General features: G+C 63.9%; 36 protein-coding genes. All 36 read left to right on the top strand.

All coding sequences use genetic code 11. The features are described from left to right. The first annotated feature begins 3 nt into the window (after positions 1-3). A complete protein-coding gene (locus tag NKI29_RS02880; RefSeq protein ID WP_352795535.1) occupies positions 4-135 on the top strand; it encodes a hypothetical protein in 132 nt (43 codons plus the stop codon). Continuing rightward, entirely contained in the window at positions 132-296 is a 165-nt protein-coding gene (locus NKI29_RS02875) for a hypothetical protein (protein WP_352795533.1), read from the top strand. The genes NKI29_RS02880 and NKI29_RS02875 overlap by 4 nt, the downstream gene beginning before the upstream one ends. Further along, positions 293-598, top strand: a complete 306-nt coding sequence (locus NKI29_RS02870; RefSeq protein ID WP_352795531.1) for a hypothetical protein — start codon at positions 293-295, stop codon at positions 596-598. Before NKI29_RS02875 ends, NKI29_RS02870 begins: the two co-directional genes overlap by 4 nt. Beyond that, the gene (locus tag NKI29_RS02865) at positions 585-1622 is read left to right on the top strand and encodes a DUF5131 family protein (protein WP_352795530.1); all 1038 of its coding nucleotides are present in this window, start codon (positions 585-587) and stop codon (positions 1620-1622) included. The genes NKI29_RS02870 and NKI29_RS02865 overlap by 14 nt, the downstream gene beginning before the upstream one ends. Further along, positions 1619-3814, top strand: a complete 2196-nt coding sequence (locus tag NKI29_RS02860; RefSeq protein ID WP_352795528.1) for a TnsB C-terminal domain-containing protein — start codon at positions 1619-1621, stop codon at positions 3812-3814. Before NKI29_RS02865 ends, NKI29_RS02860 begins: the two co-directional genes overlap by 4 nt. Before the next feature lie 58 nt (positions 3815-3872). Continuing rightward, the gene (locus NKI29_RS02855) at positions 3873-4625 is read left to right on the top strand and encodes an AAA family ATPase (RefSeq protein WP_352795526.1); all 753 of its coding nucleotides are present in this window, start codon (positions 3873-3875) and stop codon (positions 4623-4625) included. Then, the gene (locus NKI29_RS02850) at positions 4625-5260 is read left to right on the top strand and encodes a hypothetical protein (RefSeq protein ID WP_352795524.1); all 636 of its coding nucleotides are present in this window, start codon (positions 4625-4627) and stop codon (positions 5258-5260) included. Before NKI29_RS02855 ends, NKI29_RS02850 begins: the two co-directional genes overlap by 1 nt. Next, positions 5257-5667: a transcriptional regulator gene (locus tag NKI29_RS02845; protein ID WP_352795522.1), complete on the top strand. Its 411-nt coding sequence runs from the start codon at positions 5257-5259 to the stop codon at positions 5665-5667. The genes NKI29_RS02850 and NKI29_RS02845 overlap by 4 nt, the downstream gene beginning before the upstream one ends. Before the next feature lie 72 nt (positions 5668-5739). Continuing rightward, a complete protein-coding gene (locus NKI29_RS02840; protein ID WP_352795520.1) occupies positions 5740-6060 on the top strand; it encodes a hypothetical protein in 321 nt (106 codons plus the stop codon). After that, a complete protein-coding gene (locus NKI29_RS02835; protein ID WP_352795518.1) occupies positions 6057-6341 on the top strand; it encodes a hypothetical protein in 285 nt (94 codons plus the stop codon). The genes NKI29_RS02840 and NKI29_RS02835 overlap by 4 nt, the downstream gene beginning before the upstream one ends. Further along, a complete protein-coding gene (locus tag NKI29_RS02830; protein ID WP_352795517.1) occupies positions 6328-6639 on the top strand; it encodes a hypothetical protein in 312 nt (103 codons plus the stop codon). Before NKI29_RS02835 ends, NKI29_RS02830 begins: the two co-directional genes overlap by 14 nt. A 2-nt stretch (positions 6640-6641) precedes the next feature. Continuing rightward, positions 6642-7289, top strand: a complete 648-nt coding sequence (locus tag NKI29_RS02825) for a DUF3164 family protein (RefSeq protein WP_352795515.1) — start codon at positions 6642-6644, stop codon at positions 7287-7289. Beyond that, positions 7286-7654: a hypothetical protein gene (locus tag NKI29_RS02820; RefSeq protein ID WP_352795514.1), complete on the top strand. Its 369-nt coding sequence runs from the start codon at positions 7286-7288 to the stop codon at positions 7652-7654. Before NKI29_RS02825 ends, NKI29_RS02820 begins: the two co-directional genes overlap by 4 nt. A 3-nt stretch (positions 7655-7657) precedes the next feature. After that, positions 7658-7921: a hypothetical protein gene (locus NKI29_RS02815; RefSeq protein WP_352795512.1), complete on the top strand. Its 264-nt coding sequence runs from the start codon at positions 7658-7660 to the stop codon at positions 7919-7921. Between the two features lie 4 nt (positions 7922-7925). Next, entirely contained in the window at positions 7926-8156 is a 231-nt protein-coding gene (locus tag NKI29_RS02810) for a hypothetical protein (RefSeq protein WP_352795510.1), read from the top strand. Next, positions 8153-8440: a hypothetical protein gene (locus NKI29_RS02805; RefSeq protein WP_352795508.1), complete on the top strand. Its 288-nt coding sequence runs from the start codon at positions 8153-8155 to the stop codon at positions 8438-8440. The genes NKI29_RS02810 and NKI29_RS02805 overlap by 4 nt, the downstream gene beginning before the upstream one ends. Beyond that, positions 8437-9042 (top strand): regulatory protein GemA, encoded by a 606-nt coding sequence (locus NKI29_RS02800; RefSeq protein ID WP_352795507.1) that lies wholly within the window; start codon positions 8437-8439, stop codon positions 9040-9042. Before NKI29_RS02805 ends, NKI29_RS02800 begins: the two co-directional genes overlap by 4 nt. Further along, entirely contained in the window at positions 9042-9482 is a 441-nt protein-coding gene (locus NKI29_RS02795; RefSeq protein ID WP_352795505.1) for an ASCH domain-containing protein, read from the top strand. Before NKI29_RS02800 ends, NKI29_RS02795 begins: the two co-directional genes overlap by 1 nt. Beyond that, on the top strand, positions 9479-9724 hold the full coding sequence (locus tag NKI29_RS02790) for a hypothetical protein (RefSeq protein ID WP_352795503.1): 246 nt from the start codon (positions 9479-9481) through the stop codon (positions 9722-9724). Before NKI29_RS02795 ends, NKI29_RS02790 begins: the two co-directional genes overlap by 4 nt. Further along, positions 9721-10095: a hypothetical protein gene (locus NKI29_RS02785; protein ID WP_352516687.1), complete on the top strand. Its 375-nt coding sequence runs from the start codon at positions 9721-9723 to the stop codon at positions 10093-10095. The genes NKI29_RS02790 and NKI29_RS02785 overlap by 4 nt, the downstream gene beginning before the upstream one ends. Positions 10096-10197: 102 nt before the next feature. Beyond that, complete coding sequence (locus tag NKI29_RS02780) at positions 10198-10719, top strand: peptidoglycan recognition protein family protein (protein WP_352795502.1); 522 nt, start codon at positions 10198-10200, stop codon at positions 10717-10719. Beyond that, positions 10719-11006: a hypothetical protein gene (locus NKI29_RS02775; RefSeq protein WP_352795501.1), complete on the top strand. Its 288-nt coding sequence runs from the start codon at positions 10719-10721 to the stop codon at positions 11004-11006. Before NKI29_RS02780 ends, NKI29_RS02775 begins: the two co-directional genes overlap by 1 nt. 103 nt (positions 11007-11109) lie before the next feature. After that, positions 11110-11529 carry a hypothetical protein gene (locus tag NKI29_RS02770; protein WP_352795500.1) on the top strand — a complete coding sequence of 140 codons (420 nt, stop codon included), beginning with the start codon at positions 11110-11112 and terminating at the stop codon, positions 11527-11529. Continuing rightward, on the top strand, positions 11507-11800 hold the full coding sequence (locus tag NKI29_RS02765) for a hypothetical protein (protein WP_352795499.1): 294 nt from the start codon (positions 11507-11509) through the stop codon (positions 11798-11800). Before NKI29_RS02770 ends, NKI29_RS02765 begins: the two co-directional genes overlap by 23 nt. Further along, entirely contained in the window at positions 11797-12039 is a 243-nt protein-coding gene (locus NKI29_RS02760; RefSeq protein ID WP_352571301.1) for a TraR/DksA C4-type zinc finger protein, read from the top strand. Before NKI29_RS02765 ends, NKI29_RS02760 begins: the two co-directional genes overlap by 4 nt. Then, complete coding sequence (locus NKI29_RS02755; protein WP_292672623.1) at positions 12039-12404, top strand: DUF2730 family protein; 366 nt, start codon at positions 12039-12041, stop codon at positions 12402-12404. Before NKI29_RS02760 ends, NKI29_RS02755 begins: the two co-directional genes overlap by 1 nt. After that, the gene (locus tag NKI29_RS02750; RefSeq protein ID WP_352795498.1) at positions 12401-12700 is read left to right on the top strand and encodes a VpaChn25_0724 family phage protein; all 300 of its coding nucleotides are present in this window, start codon (positions 12401-12403) and stop codon (positions 12698-12700) included. The genes NKI29_RS02755 and NKI29_RS02750 overlap by 4 nt, the downstream gene beginning before the upstream one ends. 1 nt (position 12701) lies before the next feature. Beyond that, positions 12702-13295: a DUF3486 family protein gene (locus NKI29_RS02745; protein WP_352795497.1), complete on the top strand. Its 594-nt coding sequence runs from the start codon at positions 12702-12704 to the stop codon at positions 13293-13295. Beyond that, on the top strand, positions 13292-13510 hold the full coding sequence (locus NKI29_RS02740) for a hypothetical protein (protein WP_352546912.1): 219 nt from the start codon (positions 13292-13294) through the stop codon (positions 13508-13510). Before NKI29_RS02745 ends, NKI29_RS02740 begins: the two co-directional genes overlap by 4 nt. Further along, complete coding sequence (locus NKI29_RS02735; protein ID WP_352795496.1) at positions 13507-13710, top strand: hypothetical protein; 204 nt, start codon at positions 13507-13509, stop codon at positions 13708-13710. Before NKI29_RS02740 ends, NKI29_RS02735 begins: the two co-directional genes overlap by 4 nt. Next, positions 13707-13901: a hypothetical protein gene (locus NKI29_RS02730; RefSeq protein ID WP_352516676.1), complete on the top strand. Its 195-nt coding sequence runs from the start codon at positions 13707-13709 to the stop codon at positions 13899-13901. Before NKI29_RS02735 ends, NKI29_RS02730 begins: the two co-directional genes overlap by 4 nt. Beyond that, positions 13898-14212, top strand: a complete 315-nt coding sequence (locus NKI29_RS02725; protein WP_352516675.1) for a hypothetical protein — start codon at positions 13898-13900, stop codon at positions 14210-14212. Before NKI29_RS02730 ends, NKI29_RS02725 begins: the two co-directional genes overlap by 4 nt. Before the next feature lie 342 nt (positions 14213-14554). Next, positions 14555-16186: a terminase large subunit domain-containing protein gene (locus NKI29_RS02720; RefSeq protein WP_352795494.1), complete on the top strand. Its 1632-nt coding sequence runs from the start codon at positions 14555-14557 to the stop codon at positions 16184-16186. Then, positions 16186-17763 (top strand): DUF935 domain-containing protein, encoded by a 1578-nt coding sequence (locus NKI29_RS02715; RefSeq protein WP_352795493.1) that lies wholly within the window; start codon positions 16186-16188, stop codon positions 17761-17763. The genes NKI29_RS02720 and NKI29_RS02715 overlap by 1 nt, the downstream gene beginning before the upstream one ends. An 11-nt stretch (positions 17764-17774) precedes the next feature. Beyond that, the gene (locus NKI29_RS02710) at positions 17775-17927 is read left to right on the top strand and encodes a hypothetical protein (protein WP_352453352.1); all 153 of its coding nucleotides are present in this window, start codon (positions 17775-17777) and stop codon (positions 17925-17927) included. Positions 17928-17931: 4 nt separating this feature from the next. Beyond that, the gene (locus NKI29_RS02705; protein WP_352795492.1) at positions 17932-18732 is read left to right on the top strand and encodes a phage head morphogenesis protein; all 801 of its coding nucleotides are present in this window, start codon (positions 17932-17934) and stop codon (positions 18730-18732) included. Positions 18733-18987 lie beyond the last annotated feature (255 nt).

Genomic DNA, 18987 nt, shown 5'->3' with positions numbered 1-18987 from the left:
CGCATGAAACGCGTACTTCTTGACCTCGCCCAGGACTGCCTCTCGCTTCTGGCCGTAGCGGCATTTCTCGGCTTTGCCACCTTCGGCAGCGCAGGCATTTCGGCCGCTGTCATTGCCTGGAGGCTCGGCCAATGAGCTTCCTCGCGACCGCCCTCTGCGGCGCCGCGCTCTACGGCGCATTCCTCTACGGCCTGCATGTATTTTTCACGCGCCAGCAGGGCGCCCGCATTGCTGCCGGCGCCGTCTTTCGCCGCCGCGTCCGCAAGCATGTCCTGCGCGCAGGTATCTGGTCATGACACCGCATCGCTGCGCCATGCCGGAATGCCCCAACGACGCCACGGGCATCTTCTGCCCCGACCACTACATCGCGCTGCCGCCAAAGCAGGCGCAATGGCTGGTCCGCTGGCAGATCAAGATGATGCGCTGCGACGACGCCGACACCAAGCAACACATGCGCGACCAGCTGCACGGCTACACCCAGGAGGCCGTCCGCGCGATTCAATCCGCCGAGGCGATCTCCCAAGCCGCCACGGCCAGCGCCCGCTGCCAATCCCCCCAGGCAGCGGGCGCCAACCAACAGGCGCATGCGAATGGCTGACGGCACCCACATCGAATGGACGGACGCCACCTGGAACCCGATCACCGGCTGCCAGGTCAAGTCGCCGGGCTGCAAGTTCTGCTACGCGATGAAGCTTGCCGGCACCCGCCTGAAGCATCATCCGAGCCGCCAAGGCCTGACCGTCGACAGCAAGAACGGCCCGGTCTGGACCGGCGAAGTCCGCTTCAATGAGGCATGGCTGACCGAGCCGCTGCACTGGACCAAGCCGCGCATGATCTTCGTCTGCGCGCATGCCGACCTGTTCTACGAGGCGGTGCCGGATGAATGGATCGACCGCGTGTTCGCGATCATGGCGATGTCACCGCGACACGTTTTTCAGGTCCTGACCAAGCGGCCTGAACGCATGTTGGATTACCTCGCCCGCCTTGAGGCGGAGCCGTTCCGGGAGACCGTGAAGCGTTTCGCTATCGCCGCGCCTTCGCCCCTCCCACGCTTCGGAGCGATCACCCTCCCATCGTCGAATATTTGGCTCGGCTGCTCGATCGAGGACCAGGCCCGCGCCGACGAGCGCCGCAACAGCATGCGCCAGCTCTCGGGGGCCGGCTGGATGACATGGGTCAGCTATGAGCCCGCGCTAGGCCCGGTCGACTGGACCGGTTGGGAGTTTCTCAACTGGATGGTGTCCGGTGGCGAAAGCGACAGCGACGGCAAAAGCGCCCGTGTGCATCACGCCGACTGGCACCGTGCTACGCGGGATTTCTGCGCCGCGAACGCCATACCCTATCTCTTCAAGCAGTGGGGTTGCCTGATCGATGTAGACCAGGTCGCCGCCCGCATCGCCGAAGCGACAAAGGCGGGCACCGCATGGATCATGCGCGACGGTCAGGTTTGGCAGCCGCCGTTTCCCCTGAATTTCGGCGACGCCGCCTGGCTCGCCAAGTTTATCGGACATGCCTTCGAACATCAAAGCGACGGCAGCACCCTGCTTCGGATGAAGAAGGGCGATGCCGGCCGGCTACTCGACGGCCGCACTCATGACGGCTTTCCGCAGGTGTCAGCATGAAAGAGTGGCTGACCGCCCGCGAGATCGCAGCCGAGCAGCTGCCCGACATGCCGGAGACGGAACGGGGCGTGCAACTCTGGCTTGAGCGCCAGGAGCTAAATGGAACCGCACTGGTCCGCCCTCGGGCCGGTAGCGTCGGTGGCGGCGGTAGCGAAGTGCATTACAGTGCGTTTCCCGTCCTCGCCCAGGTGGCATACTCGCAGAAACACATGGTGGTCGAGCCCGTCGCCGATGCCATGTCACCTACGACCCCCGACCACACCGTCTCGGCCAGGGCGCAAGAAGAACGCGACGCGCGGCTGGCGATTGTCGCGGCCTTCGAGAGATTCAGCCGGGGCCTGCAGCTTGGCTACGCGACCAGGGTTCAAGTGTTCTGCGACCGGTACAATGTCGGCATGATCGAGGTCTCGGCGTTCGTCCGCGAAACGATCCCGACCATCTCAAAGCGCTCTCTTGCTCGCTGGCAGGCGACGAAACGGGCAGGAAAAACCAATTCGCTCGGTCACGATCCGGCCAAATCGCGGGCGGGCACCGGCGCTCTGGAAACGGCAAATGGCGGAGCCGTCAAAGCTTACATTCTCGGCCTGATAGCGCACCGGTCACATTTGTGCGCCGACGACATCCGTGTGCAGTGCAGGTTTGAGTTCGGCGATTTCTTGACGGTCGTTTCAAAGGGCGTTGAAACGGTCATTCCGATGCCGCCAGTGCGGACTTTCCAGCATGGGCTCAAGCATCTGAAGGTCCGCTACAAAGTCGAGCTGCTAAAGCTCACCAACCCTGATCTGTATCGGTCGACAATGGCGCCGGCTGGCGTTGGCATGCTGCGCCACATCACCGAGCCGAACCAGATGTGGCAGATCGATGCTTCGCCGGTCGACGCGCTCTGCATCGACGGCCGCCACTCAATCTATGCCTGCATCGATATCGCGACCAGGCGCATGATCTTTCACGTCAGCAGGACGCCTCGCGCCTCGGCCGTGGCGCTGCTGATCCGCAAGGCCATCATCGCCTGGGGCGTTCCAGACCTCGTCAAGACCGATAACGGGTCCGATTTCGTGGCGCGCGACACCGAGCGGCTTTTTGCCTCGCTCGGCATCGAGGTCGAGAAATCCCATGCCTATACGCCGCAGGAAAAGGGACACGTCGAACGCGGCATAAGGACGTTCCAACACAAGGTCGGCCCCCATCTTCCAGGCTTTATCGGCCATAACGTGACCGACCGTAAGGCGATCGAAAGCAAGAAGGCCTTTGCCATTCGGCTGGGCGAGAGCGACGCCGAGACCTTCGGAGTTACCCTCACTGCGGCGCAGCTGCAGCTCTACGTCGACGAATGGGCAGAGGTCTCCTACCAGAACCGGCCCCATGCAGGTCTGCGCAGGCGCAAGGACTTGCGCAGACGCACGCCGTTCGAGGCCGCACTCGCCTCGCTTCGGCCCATTCGCACGGTCGACGAACGCGCGCTCGATCTCCTCCTGATGCCTGTCGCGGGTCGAGACGGCCGCCGCCTCGTCGGCAAGAAGGGCATCGAGATCAATTACTACCACTACATGCCGGAGAGGATCCTGCCCGGTACCGAAGTACTGGTGCGGATGGATACCGAGGATCTCGGCCGCGTGTACGCGTTCACGCCCGATGGCGGGGAGTATCTGGGCGATGCGATTTGTCCGGAGCTATCCGGCCGCAACCCGCACCAGGTCGCCGCCGAGCGCAAGGCCGCCGCCAGGGCTTATCACGAGGAAAAGACCGCGCCGATCCGGGCTGAGATGAAACGGATCGAACGCGGCGGCCCGTTGATGGACGGGCTGCTGGAGGTCGCCCGGCGTGACGCGACGAACGTCATTCCATTGCCGAAGCGCGAGGAGGTTCACGAGACACCGCAGATCGCGGCGGCGATCGCGGCGATGGAGAGCCGGACACGTCCTCCCGAAACCAAGCTGTCCGGCCGCGCGGCGGAGATCCACGCCGAGCTTCAAGCCCAACAGGCCGCGCCGCCACCCGGCGTGACGATGCTGCGCACCGAGGAAACGCCGCAACAGCGCTTCCGCCGCGCGCTCGACATGCGCACGCGAATGGATGCCGGCGAGCGCTTCTCCGATCAGGAACTGCTCTGGCTGGGCGGCTACGAGGCCGGTCCTGAATTCAGGGGGCTGAAGGCCATGTACGACGACTTTGGCGGCGTCATGAGCATGTGATCGACAAAGAAAAACCCCGGTCGAAACCGGGGCTGAAAACGTAACGAGGAACCAACGAATGACTTCAAATCTTCTCCGCGTCAACCCTTCCGGCACCATCGCGCCGATCAAGAACGTCGCTGCCTGCCGCGCGCTGGTCGAGGCGCTGATCACCGCTCCGCCCCACGTTCCCAACGTCGGCATGTTCTCGGGGTTCTCCGGCTACGGCAAGACCATGGCGGCCGACTATTGCCGCAACACGACCGGCGCCATCATGATCGAGGTGTTCGACAGCTGGACGCGCAAGAAATTCTGCGCCAGCCTGCTGATCGAACTGGGCGTGCCCAAGCCGCGCGGATCTCTCTCCGACATGATGGACGAGATCGTAGAGCGGCTCGGCGACGATCCGCGTCTGATCATCATCGACGAGGCGCACACGGCCGTCGACCGCTCCATGGTCGAGCTGATCCGCCAGATCAACAAGCTGGCGCATGCGCCCATGTTGCTGGTCGGCGAAGAAGATTTGCCAAAAAAACTGTCGGCCTTCGAAAACGCTGACAATCTCGTGCTGGAGCGGGTGCTCGCCCAGCCATGCGATCTCGATGACGCCCGCGCGCTGGCCCGCCTCTACGTGCCGCGCGTGGACATAGCCGATGATCTTCTGGCGGCATTCGTGCGCGAGACCGGAGGCCGGGCGCGGCGCATTGTTTCGACGCTGCAGGCGGCAAACACCTGGGCGGTGAACACTGGCTCGGCCGGCATCGACCTCTCAAGCTATCGCGGCCGCATCGTGACCGGAGCGCTGCCTACGCGCCGCCAGAGGGCCGCCTGATGGCTCTGGTCCTGAAACTCACCGTCACCAAGGCAGAGCCGGTGCTGCGCGGGCAAGAGCATGTCTGGCGCGTCATCCGCACGCTCGGCGCCGAGGATCGCCGCTTCAGCGCCAGCCAGGTTGTTTCTGTTTCGCAGGAACCGCATTTCGGCGCGGTGACCACATTTCTTCGCCGGCTGATGCTGGCGGGCTTTGTGGAACGCGTGGATATGGGCCGTTCCGCGAACGGACGCCTGGAACACCAGTACAGGCTGCTGCGCAGCCCAGAACAGACGCCGCGCGTTTCGCGCGACGGTACGATCGAGCGCCCGAAGTCGGCGCGCCAGCAGATGTGGAACATCATGCGCGGCGCGGCCGGGCGCTCCGGCTTTACATATCTGGACCTGACGGTGCTGGCCTCGACCGAGGATGTGCCGATTGCCGCCAACACAGCCAAAAGCTTCATCCAGGAGATCAAGGGGAGCTACCTGCACCAGATCGACCGCGGCGGCCCCGGCAGACCGGCGACCTGGCGCCTTCGCCCGGCGCGCAACACCGGGCCGCTACCTCCGATGGTCCTGCGGGCGAAGATCGTGTTCGACCAGAACATGGCGCGCATCGCCGGCGATGTCATCGCTACGGAGGAGTTGGCATGAACCGGGGGCCAGCGAAACACTCACGGCCGGCAGGGCCAACGTTTGTCGAGAAGGTGAACGCGACCTTCGGCACCCCGCAGGACTGGCTGGTCGAACTGGCGACATTCGCCGATCGGGAGGGCCTGGCCGGGGCTGAGCGCCGCGTTGGCTACAGCCGCTCGGCGGTGTCGAGCATCCTTGCCGGAAAATACCGTGGCGATCTCGGCCGCGTCGAACAGATGGTGCGCGGCGCGCTGATGGCCGAAACGGTCGGCTGCCCGGTTCTCGGCGAGATCGGGCGGAACCGGTGCCTGGAATGGCAGAAGAAGCCATTCGCCGCCACGTCGTCGCACCGCATGACAATGTATCGCGCCTGCCGGTCGGGCTGCGAGCATGCGCGGCGTAACGCCGGGGACGATCATGAATAGGGACGTCTCCCGCAACGCCACGGTGCACCTCTGCCACGCATTTGAAATCTGCCCCCAAAGGAGAAAATAGCCATGGGCGAAAGAATGTCCCTCGAACTGTCGGACGGCCTAGCCGAACTCTACGACCTGATTTCCGACTACCAGCACGAGCCCCGGATCCTCGATCCGGAAGACGCCCGTGTCCTCTGCGACTGCATCAAGGAACTTCGCGGGAAGGCCCGCGACATTGAGAACCGGTTGAGCTGCAAGATCTGGAATGAGCAGGCGCGCGAAGAACGCGAAGCCGAGGCCGATCGCATCGCCGAGGCGGTGTTCCGGCCCGGATCGAATGTGTGTCTGTTTCCGGTCATCCCACGGCCGTTTTCGGATGGCCGATCGGGAGGCGCAGCATGACGATGACGGTCCCGCCCACTGAGGCCAACGCGCTTGCTGTCCGGCTGATGGGTCGCGTCATGGAAATCGTCGCGGCCGATATCACCGCCTCGATGCCGAAGCCGAAGCCGCCTGCGCGCGATCGGGCGGTCATGGCGGCTTGCCGAGAGGTCGGCGCGGCCGTCGACCGGCTGGAGCAGGCGAAGTTCGGGCCGGGCGAGATACCGGCCCGCAAGGCGCTTGAACGCTCGGCCAAGCGCCTGAGGACCGTTCTGGAAAGGCACAGCAATGTCCGCAAGTGAGGCACTTTTAGCCGCGGTTGCCAAGCTCGACATGATCGAGCTTTGCGGTCGCATCATTTCCAATCCCGAGCGGAACGCGCCAAGGGCAACCGCGGCGGAAGTCTATGCGCTGGCGAAGGCCACCGAAGGCCTATGGGCCATCGCGCTTGAGGCCGATCTGCTGGCGCGAGCGGTCTGGATGTTTAGCGACCTCGATGACGCGAGACACCATGCCGTGAAGGCCCAAGCCGAGCGCGTCAATCGCCTCATGGCAGCCATCCGCACAGCAAATCCCCACCACCACCAACCAGGAGAATGACCATGCAAGCAGCTACTGAAACCCGACCGACTGGAAAGGTCCTGGTCGGCGATAAACAGTACATGCCCGACGCCAAGGGCAATCTCGTGCCAGTCGAAATGATCAAGCCGTCCGAGATGCTCGAAGACGAAACGGTTCGCACGATCCTCGGCTATGCCACTGATCTTTCCGCGCAGATCGGCCGTTTTAAGGAACACACGTTCAACGACCTCGGCGCGTTCGAAGCGCTGCTCGCCCAGGAGTACGGCGCGACCAAAGGCGGCGCCAAGGGCAACAAGACCTTCATGACTTTCGACGGCATGAAGATGGTCAAGGTACAGGTAGCCGACACGATCGACTTCGGCGCTCAGTTGCAGATCGCCAAGAGTCTGATCGACGAGTGCCTGACGGAATGGTCAGCCGACAGCCGCCCGGAGATCCGCGCGATCGTGACGCGCGCCTTCAACACGGACAAGGAAGGGCAGATCAACCGCGCCGCGATCTTCATGCTGCTGCGGCTCGACATCGCCGACGAGCGCTGGCAGCGGGCCATGGCGGCCATCCGCGACGCCATGCGGGTGGTTGGGTCAAAGATCTATGTCCGCTGCTACGAACGCGACCGTCTCGATGCCGACTGGCGGGCGGTCACGATCGATCTGGCGAAGGCGTGACGGCCATGACGCTCTGGATCGAAACCCTTGAGCGCCTCGTCGCGCTGCTCGATGAGAAGCTGGCGGTCGCCAAGGCCGAAACCGGCGAATTCGGGCACGCCGAATATTCGGCATGGCGCGCCCGGCACGACATGGCTGAGGCCAAGCTGATTGAATTCTTCACGAACGAGGAAGGCGCAAGATTCAACCCACGTCCAGCCGGTGAACATTCGGTCAAGATGGCGGGCCTCCGCGCCAGCTCGACCAGCGGGACAACCGGCGCCCTGACGAACTGGCGCACGGCCGCCCGCAAGAAGATCGCAGCCCAAGACGGCTTCAACCCGCATGGCAGCGGCCCGGTTCCGATCGAAGCGCGGGAGGGCTGAGACATGGAGACCCAGCTCAGTAAAAAGCAGGCATTGGCGCTTGCTGCAGCCAGCCAGGCCAGCGAAGCCGTCGCCGAGTTGCTTCGATACGCTCGCGAGGGCGAATGGCTGAACTCGGAATTCCATCCTGACGTCGAGCCGCTGGAGAAGCTTTGCGACGCGGCCAAGCTGGCAGCCGAGATCATTTCCGATGAGCCCGATCCAGACGGCGACCGCAACCAGTTGGCGGGTGCACTGGAAAAGTTCATTTCAGGATGGGGAGGCTAAGGCGATGCAACTCTTTCATGGAACCGATGAGGAATACCCGGCAGAGCCGGGCGATATGGTCGAGATCTGCGCGGCCGAGGTGCGGTTTCCTGCGGTCATCAAGAAGCTCCATCCGAGATCGGGCGAAGTGACGGTCAGTTTCGCGGGGCTGGACCCCGTCCTGGACATGATCCTCCTCAGAAAATCGGCGCGTGTCCCGTTTAGCGCCGTCTCGTTTGTGGGGAGGGGCTCATGACGCCGGTACAGCGCGACCTCGCCCGCCATGCCCTCGGTCTCGACGGACGGCACAAGGAAACCTTCCGCAACTATTTCGTGACGGGCGAACGAAGCACCGACCATCCGCACTGGCTGGCCATGGTCGAGGCCGGCCACGCTACGAGACGGAGCGGCTCGCTCCTCACCGGCGGCGATGACTTTTTCCGCATGACGCGGGCCGGCGCCAAGCTGGCGCTGGATCCTGGCGAAACCCTCAATCCCTACACGTTTCCGACCCGTGATGGCTGCGGGGTCGCGTCATGACCCCGCTCGCCGCCATCCATGTCGCCAACAAGCAGCTCGGCCTCGACGAGGACACTGCGCGTGATCTCTATGAGCGCGTCACTGGCAAGCGCAGTCTGCGCCAGATGAATGACCGCGAGCTGCGGCTCGTTGTCACCGAGCAGCGCCGGCAGGGTTTCAAGCCCGCTGAAAAGGGCCTTCAAGGGCCGTTCGCCAAGAAGCTGCAGGCGCTCTGGATCGCCGCCTGGAACCTCGGCATCGTCCGCGATCGGCACGATGCCGCCATGCTGTCGTTCGTAAAGCGGCAGACCGGCATCGAGCACACCCGGTTCCTCCTCGATGCCGAAGACTCGGCCAAGGCGATCGACGCGCTGAAAGCCTGGATGACGCGGGAGGCCGGCGTCGACTGGAGCCTGTCCGTCAACACGCCGGAATGGCTGCGGCCTTCAGGTGCAAAGATTGCACTCGCACAGTGGCAGCTACTCTCGGTCGCCAAGGCGGTCGACCCCAAGGGCTTCCGTCAGTTCGTTTGGGACACAGCGAAGCCGCTCGACCAGATGACCGATCGCGACTGGCCGGCTGTCATGAACGCGCTCGGCGAACAGATCAGGAAGGTGCGCTGATGGTCGCCTATAGCTTCAAGGCCATGTTTGGCCCTCAGGTGTCCAGCCTGATCAAGCGACATACCGTGCGCGCCGATCGCAAGCGGCATGCCCGGTCGGGCGAGCCGGTACAGCTCTATCAGGGCATGCGCACCCGCAACTGCGTCAAGCTGGTCGACCCCGATCCGATTTGCGTGCGCGTGCGCCCGATCGCGATCGTCACCACGCCGCTCCTGGATGAATTCATCGGCTCGATCGTCATCGATGGCCGCTCGCTGCATCGCGACGAGATCGAGGCCTTCGCCGCGGCTGATGGCTTCGGCATCGAGCATGTCGGCGACTGGCGGCTGAAGCGCATTGGCGAGCCAGGGTCGGCGCGTTGGAATATGGGCGCTTTCTGGCAGGCCGAGCATGGGGCCGGCCTGTTCGAGGGCGTCCTCATTCAATGGGAGCCTGCATGAGCACGCGCAGACGTTTCACCAGTCGCGTTAAGATCGACTTCGCCAAGATCGAGGCCTTCGCCGCGTCGGAGCTGGCCGCCAATGCACTCGCGGCCGCCAAGGGCTGCGACTGGACGCTGACCAATCATTCGGCCCTCTATCGCTGCCGCAACGGCCTCTACACGCTCTGCCTGATTTGGCACGGGCCGAACCGCGAGACGCTGACCACCACCATGCGCAATCTACGGCTGGAGGTGGCGTGAGCGACGAACTGCGATCCGCTGAGCTGCTCAGCCTGATAGGCCTGGCGGACTTCGTGCGCCTCGCGGAAACCTATGGCGGACGCCGTCTCTACGTGCCGGCGTCCGGCGACGACACAGCCCTTGTCAGGAGCCTGGGCGCTGCGGCCGCCCAGAAGCTTGCCCGCCGCTATTCCGGGTCGTATATCCGTGTGCCTCTTGCCCGCGAGCTTCGCGCACGGCAGTATCGTGCCAACGGCGCCTCGAACGGCGAGATCGCGGGGCGGCTCGGGATAACCGAGACCGGCGTGGACAAGCTCTTTCGGCGCATGCCGGACAAGCCCGTCAAGGGCAGCCGAGATCCGCGCCAGACCGACCTCTTTTCCAGCAACTGATTTGCCGCCCGCCTAAGCGGGCATGATTGCCGCCTGCCGCCGAAGGCATGGTGTTGCGAAATGGCCGGGGCTCTCCCGGCCGATTTCACAGGCGGACACTCAATGATCATCCCAAGCGGCTGGCTGCCCAATGCGACCATCCAGCGCGTCATCCTCCACTGGACGGCCGGTAGCCACAAGGCGACGGATTTCGACCGCGAGCACTATCACCTGTTGATCGAGGGGGACGGCAAGCTGATCCGTGGCATTCCGTCGATCGACCTCAACTCGCTTCCCAAGGCCAAGGCCGGTTATGCCGGGCATACGCTGAACTGCAACACCGGCTCGATCGGCGTCTCGATGTGCGCGATGGCCGGCGCGATCGAGCGGCCGTTTAAGGCGGGGTCGCAGCCGCTCACGAAGGCTCAGTGGGATGTCGCCTCAACGATCGTCGCCGAACTTTGCCGCCGCTATACGATCCCCGTAGGGCCGAAGACAGTGCTTTCGCATGCTGAGGTGCAAGCCAATCTCGGCATCCAGCAGCGCGGCAAATGGGACATCGCCAAGCTGCCGTTCGATCCCGCTTTCGATACGGCGCGCGAATGCGGCGACCGCTTCCGGGCCGAGGTGAAGGCGAAGCTCTGATGCCGCTTGTTCAGAAGAGCCGCCGTTTCTCGAAGGGACTGGTCATCGTCAATTGCGCCTTGGCCTGGGCGGCGGTGTTTGCCTCGATCGTCTATGCCCAGGCGGCTTACGTTGCCGCGACGGCGATCGGCCTGATCCTGGCGGTGAGCGGAGCCTACATGGGCATCGGCCACTTGGACCTGAGGCAGATCGTCCGCGCTATCGTGTCCGGGCAGTCCACCACACCTTTGTCAGTGACAGACGGCGGCGAGCCGGCCGAGCCGTTCAGCCAGGGGAACGTACAATGATCGATCCGCGCATCTTCTGGTCCAGCTTCGTGGGCTCGGCATCGGGGACCGCGACGGTGTTCGTCCTGGTGGGCGTGGCGCTGCTGTGGTGGTGGTTGGCGCAATGACCGGCGCAGCTATTGGCCTCTTCTTGAAAAGATGGGTGCTACCGGTGCTGACGTTCGGCATCACGCTACCGGTGTGGCTCTTTCTCGCCGCGGGTATCTGGCTTTGGTTCGACAAAGCCTCGGCCGTGCGCCAGGCGGTCGACAAGGCCGTGACGGAACTCGTGACTAGTGCGAGGCTCGACGCGCTCAATGCCGAGCTGGTCGAACAGCGCCGGCTGCGCGCCTGGAGCGACGGCAAGGCCGACGAGGCCAGTAAGATTGCGACTGATGAGCGGGCCGCCCGCGTCCACCTCGAAACCACGCTCACACTGACCGACGCCGAAAAAAGGAAAGCGGAAGATGACCTCGCCGTGCTTCAGGCCCGCGTTGATGGCCTTGTTGATCAGCAGCTGCTTGACAGCTTGCACAACCGATAAGGCTGCCCTCGGCAAAGCCTATGCCGACAAGGCGGCGGCCCGCGTCGTCACCGACGCGTTGACGCAAGCCAATCGCGCGGTCACCGAAGCGCGGCGCATGCCCGACTATCCCCCGGAATGCCGCCGCCATCACCGGAGCGGCGTGAAGCTCGGCGACAAGCTCGGCGTTGCGAACAAGAAGGCCGATATCGCCTTGGGCAATGCGAATGCCCAGACCGACGCGTGCGCCGGCTGGTATGACGAGCGCAAGGCTGCGAGGGAACCGAAATGACGGCCGGCAACGCAGCCATCGACTTGGCCGAGCGGCGCGTCGAGCAGGAATGCGCGGCCGGCGTCGCACGCATCCAGGCGGCGATCCGGGGGCAATACGCCGCCGTCGAGGTGACTAGCTCGCCGTTCTGCGACTGCGGCGAGCGTATACCCGATGCCCGGCGTGACGCGGTCCCGAACTGCACCAGGTGCATCGACTGCGAAACCTTCATTGAACGACAGAACAGGAAACGTGCCTGATGGACATTACGCCCTTGATGCCCTGGCTGGTCGCCATCTCGACGATCCTGTCGCTGGGAACGACGGTGTTCACCTTGGTGACGTCCGGCGCCAAGAAGACGGCCACCGATCTGTCGACGCACAAGAAAGAGACCGGCGAACGCTATGCCGAGCTGGAGAAGACGCTGGACGGCCACGGCGCTCGCATCCAGTCGATCGAAAGCGAAATGAAGCATCTGCCGGATGCGACGGCGTTCATGGATCTGCGGCTCGCCGTGTCCGAGATCAAGGGTGATGCCGGCAAGCAGGCCGAGGTGGTCAATGGCATCGCCCGCACCGTCCACCGCATGGAGAACTTCTTGCTATCAGGATCGAAGAGCGAATGACCGATTTCGACGCCTACCTGACCTATGACGCCCGGCTGATCGTCCTGCGCGAGCTGAACCGGCAGACGGACGGACGCCTTAACGAAGTGCTGCTGACCAAAACCCTCGACACGTTCGGCCACAACCGCTCGCGTGAATGGGTCCGTACGCAGCTGCGCAAGCTCGCCGAACTGGGCGCGGTGAAGCTGACCGAGGCCGGCAGCGTCATGGTCGCGGCTATCACCCGCAGCGGCGTCGACCATGTGGAACGCCGCGCGATCATCGAAGGCGTGGCCCGACCCTCGCCGGAGGCCTGACATGGCGCGCAAAGGCCGTGGCCAGCTTTCGGCGATCGAGCGACTGCCCGAGGAGTGCGGCCCGATCATCACCTGGGCGGCCACCGCCCTGCAGGACCGCGAACGCACCCAGACGGAGATCTACGAAGAGTTCTTCCTGAAGATGCAGGCCCTGCAGGCCGAGCACAAGGGCGAGCTGGAATTCGTCATCCCGTCCTTTTCCGCGTTCAACCGCTTTTCGATCAAGCTGGCGACGATGACGCGGCGGCTGGAGGACACCCGCGAGATCGCTGCCACCATCTCCAAGCGGTTCGACGCGCAAAGCTCGGACGATCTGACGCTGATCGCGGCCGAGGCGATCAAGACGCTGGTGTTCGAGCTTTTGACCGATGCCGGCGAGAGCGGGCTGGCGCCGATCGGCGCGATGCAGCTGGCCACGGCACTGAAGATGGCGACGCAGGCGCAGAGCGTTTCCAGCGACCGGCGCACCAAGGTGGCGAAGGAGTTCAAGGCCGATGTCGAGAAGGCCGTCGACACCGTCGCCAAGGCCAAGGGCATGTCGGCCGAGACGGCCGAGGCGATCAAGGCGAAAATCTTGGGCGTGAGGGCATCATGACGCATCCGGCAATCTCAGTCACCTTTTCGGCCTTCGACTTCGGCTGTTTGCGCGGCCTGCTTGTGCATGAGATCGCCAACGTCGAACGGCGCTTGACCGTTGTGGGCTATCCCGTCGCGCCGGGCGACAAGGAAATGACCGACGCCTATCTCCGGCAGCTCCGCTCGGCCCTGGCGACGGTTGAGGAAGTCTATGACGGGATCGGCTCGACATGAACGACCGCAAGAAGGTCGCGAAAATCGCGTTGCCGCTGTCGACCGCGCCGGGCGACAGCGGCACGACGACGGTCATCTTCGACGGCAACGGCATCGCGATCGGCGGAACGACCGGAGACAATCATCCGGCGAATGCCGAACTTCTGGTGCACACCTTCAACTTCGCGTGGTCGGACAAGTCTGCAGGAGGCCTGCATTGAGCAACACGATCCGCCTGGAGCTATCGACCGACGAGGCAGCATGCCTCAACAACGCTCTGCGCCTGGAGATGCAGGCCGCTGAAAAGCGGCGCAACCTGCCGGCATGGATCGGTGTCGACGAATACATCCGCCGGCTAGACGCCTGCATTCATAAGGTGGCCAAGGCCTTTGAGAAGGCGACTGGCGCATGATCACCGTCACACTCCCGGCTCGGCGCGCCACGCGGGTTTCCGGCAATCGCAACGATGTCGATTTCTGGCGCAACCGATCGAAGACGCTGCCGATCGTCATCCTTGATGGCAAGGTCTGCGATCGGAACATCTGTGAGGCGTTTTCCGGCACCGATGGGTATGGATACGTCCGGGTCGAAGTGCTCGGCGAAAACGGGCTGCCGCTCCTGGCGAATGTCGTGCTGCCTGATGGGGAAATACTCGACCAGGTCATAGCGCGCCGAACAATCCATGGAGCGGTGACCATCATTTGGCCGGAGACCGTGGTGTGAGGGCGAACTGATGTCAGTCCGATTGCATTGCCTGGTTCCGTTCTGCCGGCGAACGCGCAAGGCCGATTGCCGTGAGTGGATCTGCGGGCCTCACTGGATCGCGATTTCCGTTCACCTGCGGCGGCGCAAATCCAAGCTCTATCGACGCTATCGTCGCTTGTACGGGGATAATGGGTTCTGGACCTATCCGCCCGGATCGCCGCCGCGACTCCAGGCGGTGAAGCTCCATCGGCTTTGCGGCCGCGCCTGGGATCGGTGCAAGCGGGCGGCGATCGAAAGGGCCGCCGGAATATGACCGGCCCTATCTCCAAACAGGAATGGGAGAAGGTTCGCCGCGAGAGCATGGCGAACCTGAACCATGTCATCGAAAGCGTCGGCCTGCCGAAGGTGCTACTCGGCTATCAGGGCCGCACGGTCTCGCTGCTCGAAAGCACCGCTGTAAGGGTGTTGTTCATCGAGAAGAGCCGCCGTATCGGCGAGACCTGGGCACTGGCCTCCTATGCCGTGCTGCGCGCCGGCCGGGCCAAGGATGCCGGCGGCATGGACGCCATGTACATTTCTTATTCGCAGGAGATGACGCGCGAGTTCATCGACGCCTGCGCCATGTGGGCGCGGGCATTCGCGCATGCTGCTGTCGCCCAGGAAGAATTCCTATTTGATGACACGGACCCCGCCCATCCGGACGAAACCCGGCAAATCAAGGCCTTCCGTATCCAGTTCGCATCCGGCTTCGAGATCCTGGCATTGTCCTCGGCGCCGCGCACTCTTCGCGGAAAACAGGGTCTGGTCATCATCGACGAGGCGGCGTTCGTCGACAGCCTGAAGGAGCTGCTGAAGGCGGCGCTGGCCAATTTGATGTGGGGCGGCCAGGTCGTGGTCTGCTCGACCCACAACGGTGCCGACAATGAATTCAACGTCCAGGTCCAGGACATCCTAGGCGGCCGATCGAAGTACAGCCATCTCAAGATCGATTTCGACCAGGCGCTGCTGGAAGGGCTTTACGAGCGCATCTGCCTCGTCACCAGCCGCGAGTGGTCGCCGGAAGCCGAGGCGCAATGGCGCCAGGACATCATCGACTTCTATGGTGACGGCGCCGACGAAGAGCTTTTCTGCGTTCCTTCGATGGGCTCGGGCGCCTGGCTGACCAGCCCGCTGATCGAAGCGCGCATGACGCTGACGCCGGAAGAGGCGCCGATCATCCGCATCGATCTGCCGCTCGACTTCCTGCATCGGCCCGAGCTGCAGCGCCGGCACCTCATGGCGCCGCACCTGGACGCGATTAAGGAAGCCCTCGACGGTCTCGACGAAAACCGCCAGCACGCCTTCGGCTATGACCCGGCCCGAAAGGCCGACCCGGCGATCATGTCGCTGCTGTCGATCGACAAGGTGCTTCGCCGCCAGTCGGCCCTGACTGTCGAGCTGCGCAACGTGCCGTTCCAGGAGCAGAAGGAAATCGCCACCCTGATGCTGAAGCGGGCGCCGCGGCTCTGCGGGGCAGCAGTGGACGCGACCGGCGTCGGCATGAACCTTGCCGAGGATCTCGGCCGGGCGTTCGGCCTGCACACCGAGGAGACACCCGGCGGCCTGGTCTGGTCGGTGACGCTCAGCCAGAACTGGTACAACGAGAATTTCCCGCCGCTTAAAACCGCCTTTGAAGACGCCAACATCGCGCTGACCAGGGACGCCGAGCATGCGGTGGATCTTCGCCTGGTCAAGATCATCCGCGGCATACCGTCGATCCCGCCGGAGCGGGTCGGCATGGCCGGCGCCAAGCGGCACGGCGATTTCGCGGTCGCACTCGTCCTGGCGTATTTCGCCAGCCGCATGCAGTGGCACGAATATGCCTATCAGCCGGCAGCGATCGCCAAGAGCCGCTTTGAAGAAAGTTCGGAGGGCGCGTGGCGGAACCGGTCCGATGACATCGAGGGCAGCTTCCGTATGGCATCCGCCCGCCGCAACCGTGGGATTTTCTGATGGCTGAAGAATTCAAAGGGATCGTCGACCGCTACGGCCGCCCGATCGCCAAAGCCGCCCTGAAGGTCGAGCAGGCGGCTCCGACTGGCAGCGGCGTTCGGCGCCACGATGCTCTTCACCCGGCGGCTGGCCTCACCCCCGGCCGGCTGGCCGGTATCTTGCGGGCGTCGATCGACAACGATCCCGAGAGCTACCTCGCCCTGGCTGAAGATATGGAGGAGCGCGATCCACACTATGCCGGCGTGCTTGGCGTGCGCAAGCGGCAGGTTTCCGGCCTAGAGATCACCGTTGAAGCGGCCGGCGAGGATGCCGCCAGTGTCGAGCATGCCGACCTGGTGCGTGAAGTCATCGAGCGCGACGGCTTCGAGGACGAGCTGTTCGATATTCTCGACGCGGTCGGAAAGGGCTTCTCCTGTACCGAGATCATTTGGGACACGTCCGAAGGACAGTGGCGGCCGAAGCGACTGGCGTGGCGCGACCCGCGCTGGTTCGTCTTTGACCAGATTGATGGGGAAACGCCATTGCTGCGCGACGGCGGCCAGAATGTGCCGCTGAATCCCTACCAGTGGATCTATCACTCGGCGAAGGTTAAATCCGGCCTGCCGATCCGGGGCGGCATCGCGCGTGCCGTCGCCTGGACCTTCCTGTTCAAGAGCTTCACCATCAAGGATTGGGCAATCTTCTGCGAAGCCTATGGCCAGCCGCTCCGCCTGGGAAAATATGACGCCGGCGCGTCCGAGAAGGACAAGCAAATCCTGCTCGATGCGGTGAGCAACATCGGCGTCGACTATGCCGCCATAGTCCCCGCGTCGATGGCAGTCGAGTTCATCAAGGCCGACATTTCGGGGTCGCATGGGCTCTATAAGGAGCGCGCCGACTGGCTCGACCAGCAGACGTCCAAGGTGGTGCTCGGACAGACGGGAACAACGGATGCAATCGCTGGCGGCTATGCAGTCGGCAAAACCCATGACGGCGTGCGTGAGGATATCGAGAAAGCTGACGGCCGCCAGATCGCAGCCACGCTGAACCGTGACCTCACCCGGCCGACGGTCGATCTGAATTTCGGGCCGCAAAAAAAGTACCCAAGGATCTTGATCGGCCGGCCGGAGCAGGTCGACATCAAATCGTTGGTCGACAATGTGACCAAACTTGTTCCCCTGGGCTTGAAGGTCGGGATGTCGACGATGCGCGACCGTATCGGCCTTCCAGACCCCGCCAAGGGCGAAGAACTGCTCGTGCCACCGAAAGGTCCGGCCCCAACTGACCCGCCTGATGACAACCCGCCCCCGCCACTGAAACCGGGCGAGACCGAACAGACGGTCCACTCCACCGCGGGCACCGGCACCCGCGATGCGATCGAGCGCTCGACGGACGCCATGCTGGCCGATTGGGAGCCGCTGGTCTCGCCGATCGTCGCCGGTCTCGACGCGGAGATCGCAGCCGCCAGCTCCGTAGCCGATGTGAAGGCGCTGCTTTCAAAGCGCTTTGCCGGGCTCGATGCCGCCGCGTTGACCGAGCTGCTCGCCCGATCGGCATTTGCAGCCCTGCTCGCAGGCCAAGTTGACGACACGCTCTGAAGGGAACTCCGATGGTCTATTTCTTCGCGCTCTGTTCGTTCCTCGCCCTGCTCGGCTTCTTCATCAACTCCAAACGCCGAAATGGGCACGGCATGGCATACAGTGCCGCCATGATCGTGATCTGGATGCTCGCGGCGCTATGGTGGTCGGGCAGGATCGGTTGAGCCTGTGACCGCAGATCTGAAGCCACTGCCGCCGGCCGATGCGATCGCGGCGCTGTTTGCGCGCGGCCAGCGCCTCGATCCCGAATTCTCCTGGCTGGACACTTGGCAGGACGTGCATGCCCGCAGCTTCACGGTGGCGAAGTCGGCCGGCTTCGACATCCTGGGCGACATCTACCAGGCATTGCTGGTCGCCCTTTCGCAGGGCAAGACCTTTGCCCAGTTCGGCGCCGAGCTGACGCCGCTGCTTCAGACAAAGGGTTGGTGGGGTCAGCAGCCTGCCTTTGATCCGCTCTCCGGCGAAATCCGCTGGTCGCAGCTCGGCAGCGTCAGGCGGCTCACAACCATCTTCGACGTCAACATGCGGGTGAGCTATGCCGCCGGCCATTGGTCGTCGTTCGAGCGCAACAAGGCCACACGGCCGTTCCTGCGCTATGTCCATCTGGAAGGCCAGGAGCACCCGCGCCCGCTTCATGCGCTCTGGCACAACACGGTGCTGCCGGTCGACCATCCCTGGTGGAACACCCATGCATGCCCCAACGGGTGGAACTGCCATTGCACGCTGCAGAGCCTCTCGCAGCGTGACATCGACCGGCTGCAGCGAGAGGGCGAGATCCTGAAGTTCGAGCCGGTGTCCGGCACGATACGCAAGTTCGTCAACAACCGCACCGGCGAGGTCACGACCGTTCCGGATGGCATCGATCCGGGCTGGGCTTACAATCCCGGAAAGGCGGGCTACCTCTCTGTCGTCGAGCAGGATCTGGCGCGAAAGTCCGGGGCGTCCGACTGGCTTCTCCCTTCGTCCTGACCGTCCCCACAGGATCGCCGCACAGCCGCACAGGAGGCCCGTGGGGCGTGGCACTGGTGCGCGAAGCGCCGTTTGCCGCTGTAGACCCGTTCAAAACCGATTTTAGGGGCTATCTGACTCCTGCGCGAGGTGATCGTAACGCAGCCTTGCCGGTTGCCCCTCGCTCGGCTACCGTTGCCTTGCGAATTCGGCGGCGGACCTGTCACGATCGGTCCCGCCAGTTCGATCCCCCAAGCTTCGACCACCGCCCGCCAC

The sequence above is a fragment of the Mesorhizobium sp. M0678 genome, from assembly GCF_040320505.1.
Classification (GTDB): Bacteria; Pseudomonadota; Alphaproteobacteria; order Rhizobiales; family Rhizobiaceae; genus Mesorhizobium.
Note: the sequence above shows the minus strand (reverse complement) of the source record. Positions and strands in the feature narration are given on the sequence as shown.

Coding starts and splice junctions, on each gene's coding strand:
- NKI29_RS02880 (WP_352795535.1), top strand. CDS start 4: ATGAAACGCGTACTTCTTGACCTCGCCCAGGACTGCCTCTCGCTTCTG.
- NKI29_RS02875 (WP_352795533.1), top strand. CDS start 132: ATGAGCTTCCTCGCGACCGCCCTCTGCGGCGCCGCGCTCTACGGCGCA.
- NKI29_RS02870 (WP_352795531.1), top strand. CDS start 293: ATGACACCGCATCGCTGCGCCATGCCGGAATGCCCCAACGACGCCACG.
- NKI29_RS02865 (WP_352795530.1), top strand. CDS start 585: ATGCGAATGGCTGACGGCACCCACATCGAATGGACGGACGCCACCTGG.
- NKI29_RS02860 (WP_352795528.1), top strand. CDS start 1,619: ATGAAAGAGTGGCTGACCGCCCGCGAGATCGCAGCCGAGCAGCTGCCC.
- NKI29_RS02855 (WP_352795526.1), top strand. CDS start 3,873: ATGACTTCAAATCTTCTCCGCGTCAACCCTTCCGGCACCATCGCGCCG.
- NKI29_RS02850 (WP_352795524.1), top strand. CDS start 4,625: ATGGCTCTGGTCCTGAAACTCACCGTCACCAAGGCAGAGCCGGTGCTG.
- NKI29_RS02845 (WP_352795522.1), top strand. CDS start 5,257: ATGAACCGGGGGCCAGCGAAACACTCACGGCCGGCAGGGCCAACGTTT.
- NKI29_RS02840 (WP_352795520.1), top strand. CDS start 5,740: ATGGGCGAAAGAATGTCCCTCGAACTGTCGGACGGCCTAGCCGAACTC.
- NKI29_RS02835 (WP_352795518.1), top strand. CDS start 6,057: ATGACGATGACGGTCCCGCCCACTGAGGCCAACGCGCTTGCTGTCCGG.
- NKI29_RS02830 (WP_352795517.1), top strand. CDS start 6,328: ATGTCCGCAAGTGAGGCACTTTTAGCCGCGGTTGCCAAGCTCGACATG.
- NKI29_RS02825 (WP_352795515.1), top strand. CDS start 6,642: ATGCAAGCAGCTACTGAAACCCGACCGACTGGAAAGGTCCTGGTCGGC.
- NKI29_RS02815 (WP_352795512.1), top strand. CDS start 7,658: ATGGAGACCCAGCTCAGTAAAAAGCAGGCATTGGCGCTTGCTGCAGCC.
- NKI29_RS02810 (WP_352795510.1), top strand. CDS start 7,926: ATGCAACTCTTTCATGGAACCGATGAGGAATACCCGGCAGAGCCGGGC.
- NKI29_RS02805 (WP_352795508.1), top strand. CDS start 8,153: ATGACGCCGGTACAGCGCGACCTCGCCCGCCATGCCCTCGGTCTCGAC.
- NKI29_RS02800 (WP_352795507.1), top strand. CDS start 8,437: ATGACCCCGCTCGCCGCCATCCATGTCGCCAACAAGCAGCTCGGCCTC.
- NKI29_RS02795 (WP_352795505.1), top strand. CDS start 9,042: ATGGTCGCCTATAGCTTCAAGGCCATGTTTGGCCCTCAGGTGTCCAGC.
- NKI29_RS02790 (WP_352795503.1), top strand. CDS start 9,479: ATGAGCACGCGCAGACGTTTCACCAGTCGCGTTAAGATCGACTTCGCC.
- NKI29_RS02780 (WP_352795502.1), top strand. CDS start 10,198: ATGATCATCCCAAGCGGCTGGCTGCCCAATGCGACCATCCAGCGCGTC.
- NKI29_RS02775 (WP_352795501.1), top strand. CDS start 10,719: ATGCCGCTTGTTCAGAAGAGCCGCCGTTTCTCGAAGGGACTGGTCATC.
- NKI29_RS02770 (WP_352795500.1), top strand. CDS start 11,110: ATGACCGGCGCAGCTATTGGCCTCTTCTTGAAAAGATGGGTGCTACCG.
- NKI29_RS02760 (WP_352571301.1), top strand. CDS start 11,797: ATGACGGCCGGCAACGCAGCCATCGACTTGGCCGAGCGGCGCGTCGAG.
- NKI29_RS02755 (WP_292672623.1), top strand. CDS start 12,039: ATGGACATTACGCCCTTGATGCCCTGGCTGGTCGCCATCTCGACGATC.
- NKI29_RS02750 (WP_352795498.1), top strand. CDS start 12,401: ATGACCGATTTCGACGCCTACCTGACCTATGACGCCCGGCTGATCGTC.
- NKI29_RS02745 (WP_352795497.1), top strand. CDS start 12,702: ATGGCGCGCAAAGGCCGTGGCCAGCTTTCGGCGATCGAGCGACTGCCC.
- NKI29_RS02740 (WP_352546912.1), top strand. CDS start 13,292: ATGACGCATCCGGCAATCTCAGTCACCTTTTCGGCCTTCGACTTCGGC.
- NKI29_RS02735 (WP_352795496.1), top strand. CDS start 13,507: ATGAACGACCGCAAGAAGGTCGCGAAAATCGCGTTGCCGCTGTCGACC.
- NKI29_RS02725 (WP_352516675.1), top strand. CDS start 13,898: ATGATCACCGTCACACTCCCGGCTCGGCGCGCCACGCGGGTTTCCGGC.
- NKI29_RS02720 (WP_352795494.1), top strand. CDS start 14,555: ATGGCGAACCTGAACCATGTCATCGAAAGCGTCGGCCTGCCGAAGGTG.
- NKI29_RS02715 (WP_352795493.1), top strand. CDS start 16,186: ATGGCTGAAGAATTCAAAGGGATCGTCGACCGCTACGGCCGCCCGATC.
- NKI29_RS02710 (WP_352453352.1), top strand. CDS start 17,775: ATGGTCTATTTCTTCGCGCTCTGTTCGTTCCTCGCCCTGCTCGGCTTC.